This is a genomic window from Mesotoga infera (genome assembly GCA_011045915.1).
Lineage (GTDB): Bacteria > Thermotogota > Thermotogae > Petrotogales > Kosmotogaceae > Mesotoga > Mesotoga infera_D.
On record DSBT01000275.1, the window covers coordinates 1 to 4,668 of the forward strand.

The window sequence follows — 4,668 nt, forward strand, 5'->3', positions numbered from 1 at the left end:
CAACTACCCTTCGAACATCATATCCTCTTGTGTTCTTCATGTTATACCTCCAAAACTAACCGCCCTTTCGGGCGGTCAGATGTTTACCTTTGCTTTTATCTTCAGTCTTTCAATCTGTGTTATCTCTCCGACTGTGGCGGTAGTCTTCAGATAATAGGTCCCGGGAGGAGCGTCGCATTTTTGAAGGAGCCGGAAGAAACCGTCGGGATGAACGAAGACCTGACTGTCCGAAATTTGCTCAAACAACCCGGATTCATCGTATCTTTCAAGTCTGGCCTCGACAATAGTCGGCTCGACTGGTATCCAGGAACCTGTAACCAAGTCAAACCCTTCCATAACAGCATCTACGAAGAACGTGTCAAGAGCTTCGACAGCAAACTGGCTTATCGTTTGACCGTCATGTAAGTGCCTGATCCGGATGTTGGTTATTATTTGGTCTGGGGGCGGCGCATATGTGCGCTCCATCCATGACGACTGATCGTCTGAGCATCTCAGTTCTACACGTCCATCAGGAAGAAGAACTGGAAGTACATCGCCGCCGAGAGTCCAGCCTTCGAGTCCGTTTGCGAGCCAGTTCTCTCCCCCCACAATGATATTCCCCACTCTTCCACAGTCTTCATTACTTGCGGCGCTGGAATCTTTCGTATACGCAAATCTCAACGTGTGTGGTTCATCATGTGTCACAGTATCATAGAATGACCCCGACTGTATCCCGCTTGCCCTCAAGAAAACCATACCATCAATTACGCCTTCAAAAAAATCCCAACCCTCTTCGCTCGAGACTTCCCAATCGAATGAAATTGGAAGTTGCTTCGGTTCTTGCTCGGGGAGCACACCAGTTACACTGAATGTGGAATATGGACTTGTTGGCGTGATTTTCAGACCTTCATCCACATAATCTATTGTTCCTGTAGTATCGATCTCCCAATACTCAAGACTCTGAGCCAACAGGTCAAATCCTCCATACTGTGCTTTAGTTATTATCATATATGCGCCTGAAAGAGTCAACGCTTGATGTAGAACACGAAATCTGACGGAGTGTTCATCGTCATTTGCCACCACATTGAATTCATCGTCTTTCGTTGTCCCCTGATAGGCTACATCGGAAATTGCTTTCTCCGAATCGAAATAAATATCTAGCGAGAGTCTCCCATTCGTTCCTGCAACCAGAGTGTATTCGACTTCTAGAAGAGTCATATCATCACTCCCTATCCACGACAATCTTCAACTTCAGTCTTTGAACGCGCTGGAGAACCACGGGAGAACTCAGTGCAACAGTTGCCTGGAGGTAGTACGTTCCTACAGGAAGATCGGCCTCTAAAGCGACTCGATCATTTTCGATAGGGCACACTGCAATTTCTTCAAAACTCTTGCCGTCGAAATATACAATGCTGGCGGATATAGTCCCATGGGCTTGTGCCCATTCTTCACCGTCGCAAGATTCTATGAGGAGATCAATGAAGGCTGTTTGCCCCCTCTCTAAGACTATCGAATCAACACTCTCTCCATTCAGAACGAACCTTACTCTTGTCTTCACTGGATAATCCATCTTCATTCCTCCATTTGTATATGAGTCCTTGGATTCATTACCGGAGAAGTGAGATCATCGTTAAGTATGAGTTTCGAGAACATTAGCTTTGCTCTATCAAAGCGAAGTCTTGAAAGCTTCACATTCCTTGGAAATTCGACAAACCTACCATGCATAACGTGATCCTGAACCATTTCGCCCGTAATTGGAAATTCCTGAACGAAGAACGTTGTCCCCGACCTCGAGTATTCAATGAGATGGTCTTGCCGCTCACCATATGGAAGGAAAAAAGCCTCATCATTCCCTAAGGGCCCTTCCAACTTCACGCTATCCCTAAGAGGTGTATCCGGTGTATATTCAAAGAGAAACCCTTTGATTTCTTGAGCTCCGACTATTCCTGTCATGTCATGCCTTATCGAATTCAAGAGTTGATCGTCGGTCTCAGGAAACTCAATCGGTCCGTAGATTGGTGAAACGATTGGAATCATCTCTCCATAATGATCTTCAAAGATGGTATACGGAACAAACCAGCCATACGAATTTGGGCGGTACACCCGCTGAGCGTCTTCAACAGACATCTCCGAGAGAGCCTCATAGAAGGAACGGAATCTCACATAAAAATACGGGACCGCTGACAATCCGATACCCGCTTTGATTCGCTTATAGTAAATATGTAGTCTTGGAAGGTGCCATCTCCCGGCCAACTCAGTTAACTCTCCCGCCATGATTGATACACGGATATTTGGGTACGGCTCGATCTTCTCAACAATCTCGCCCGAGATTGTTCTACACGGTTCATCCTCCCACGTCCAATTCCAATTTCCTGTCCAAGAATCGTAAGAAGCACCTGTAATCTTATAAACATCGATATGGTCAATTTCGACCGTTATGTCGTCCGGCCACCATCTGTTTATTGCATTGGCGCCTGTATCATATCTTGGCCTCGTTACCTTGAACGTGTCGGCTGGTTCTGCAAGACCACCGGTCGAAGGATCGTAGCTGTAGTCCGGGTAGTTCCTCTCTCCATAGCTGAAGTCCATCAACAGATTTTCGTCAGTGAAATTGAAGTTGATTATCTTGTAGGGCTTCCCTTCTACAACAGTACCTGTGAAATAGATATCCTTTATTTGCTCAGGAGCTACTGGCCCGTAATACATCTTCCTGTTTGTTCCCATTGGCGAATCGTACCCCAAGAATACCGAACAGCTGAAATCCCAACTGGTGAAACCCAATCCGATCTTTCCAATTCGTGAAGCAATTGTTCTGCAATCTGTTATTTGTTTCAGGTCCTTTGTGAAAAACGCATTGTCGAACCTATTCATCTGGTTGAAACTCTCTATGTTGAACAGAACTCCGTATTTGTAATTCCCTGGCAGATCTATGTTGGAAAGTTTCAGTTCTACCGATTCTTTCAGTCTCTTCCCATCCTCATATTCTTCTCTCGAAATAAAAGAATTCGTGTATCCTGTTTGACTGTCGACTACGTGTGGCACTATAGCAGGGGAGAAATTGATCGAACACGGTTCCCACAAGTGAACATACTCGTTCCCTATCGCAAAGTGCGCCATCCACTCGGGAGGATCAATGATGTAGAATGGTCTGAAAGAGCCTTGTGCAAGCAAGACTTGTATTTCCTGGGTATTCACTATCCCGTCTATGCTAACTTCAACTGGTTCTCCCTCAGCAAGTTTGCTTTTTCCGTTGACATAGGTCCAGACTTCAGGCTGATTACTGAATCGGAAAGAAAGCACTTCCGGAGTCGATTCTGGGACAAATGCAGGATATACAGTCTGCAGGTTATTCTCGTATTCGTCTGCCGTGACAGTTCTTTCGACGCCAAAATACTCTCCTTCTCTGTTTATCCTTGGTATAGCTCCGGTAAGCTCAGGATCATTGGCAAAGTCAACACCAAAGCTATTGCTCGGTAATAGAGCAGAGCGGTTCTGAGCGGGTTCTTCTAGCCACAAAGGGCTTCCCACAATCTTCACAGCATTCTCGCTCAGATCATATGTTATCTTGGATATTCTTAGAGCTCCATGATACGTGAACCGGGAGGAATCATATTCAAGATTCAGTGGATTTGGTGGATTACTTGAATTCAATATCCAGGGGAGCATTAGCTCTCGTCCTGTATAAGAGTCGCCTTCACATTGTATGACAAGTCTCCTTGACTTCCGGTAGCTGGAAAGGGGCAAGTTGGACTCAGGCCTGGCCGTGGGCGACATGTATCTCCACCTTCCGGTCGGACCGGTCCATCTCCTCTCGTAGTAGTCAAATAAGTTCACACCCTCACAGAAAAGTACAGTGCTCTTCCAGTTGCAGAGTAGGTGCTTATAGGCGACAGGAAGATTGTCAAGAGTCGGAATCCTTTCTGTGATAAGCAATACATTATCTAGTTCACTGAATTGAAATTCAGGTTCAAGGAACTCTTCTGATCTGGTTCTCAATGACATTACCTTGTCCACAAAAAGTACACCGGCAACCTCGCCGCCTTCTCTTGTGGTGATCAAGAGCTCCCGATTGCTGGATGAAGCAATCCTGAAGACATCCCCAAAGCGATGAGGACCGAACCACGGCAGCAATTCTATCCTCCTGATCTCATCCTCTCCGATCGCTTTCTGGCTTGCAAACATTCCATAACCCGGTATGAGTATATCCTGTGATGACTCGGTGATTATCTCTCTGTAGACCCCGCCTCCGGGCAACTCAAAGAGGCCGATAATGCAATCCGGGTTTTCTGAACCCTCAGGATACGCTTCAAACCCTACAAGAGGAAGAGTAAGACCCTTGAATCCGCCCGCTCCGACCTCTTTCTCCACATCAACTAAGTCTGAGACGGGCCTCCTAAAATTTGGCTGTATCAGGGTGAATGTGCTTCCTTCTATGATCCCTTCACAGGCGAGTTTTCTCTCAAACTGACCTTCGGCGAGCTTCGTGTCGTGGAATCGAACCCGCACTACCTTGCCGTCATTCTCGAATCCCACGATAGTGCCAGTCCTCACCAGTGCTCTTTTCCTCAGAGTCTTCGCAATGTTCTCTATGTCATTCTTTCGCATCAAATCGCCTCCAGAAGGGAAAGACTTACCTCATATGGGTGAGAGGAGAACGAGATTCCATCGATAACATAAGAACGCCCGTCA

3 protein-coding genes are annotated in these 4,668 nt (G+C 46.4%); all 3 read right to left on the reverse strand.

The features are described from left to right. Nucleotides 1-75: 75 nt before the first annotated feature. Genes ENN47_09165 through ENN47_09175 form a run of 3 tightly spaced genes read right to left on the reverse strand, consistent with a single transcriptional unit; the run spans nt 76 to nt 4,584 of the window. Nucleotides 76-1,197: a hypothetical protein gene (locus ENN47_09165; protein ID HDP78332.1), complete on the reverse strand. Its 1,122-nt coding sequence runs from the start codon at nt 1,195-1,197 to the stop codon at nt 76-78. Nucleotides 1,198-1,201: 4 nt separating this feature from the next. Beyond that, a complete protein-coding gene (locus tag ENN47_09170; GenBank protein HDP78333.1) occupies nt 1,202-1,549 on the reverse strand; it encodes a hypothetical protein in 348 nt (115 codons plus the stop codon). A 2-nt stretch (nt 1,550-1,551) separates the two neighbouring features. After that, nucleotides 1,552-4,584, reverse strand: coding sequence for a hypothetical protein (locus tag ENN47_09175; protein ID HDP78334.1), 3,033 nt, complete (start codon nt 4,582-4,584; stop codon nt 1,552-1,554). Nucleotides 4,585-4,668: the final 84 nt, after the last annotated feature.

Coding starts and splice junctions, on each gene's coding strand:
- ENN47_09165 (HDP78332.1), bottom strand. CDS start 1,197: ATGACTCTTCTAGAAGTCGAATACACTCTGGTTGCAGGAACGAATGGG.
- ENN47_09170 (HDP78333.1), bottom strand. CDS start 1,549: ATGGATTATCCAGTGAAGACAAGAGTAAGGTTCGTTCTGAATGGAGAG.
- ENN47_09175 (HDP78334.1), bottom strand. CDS start 4,584: ATGCGAAAGAATGACATAGAGAACATTGCGAAGACTCTGAGGAAAAGA.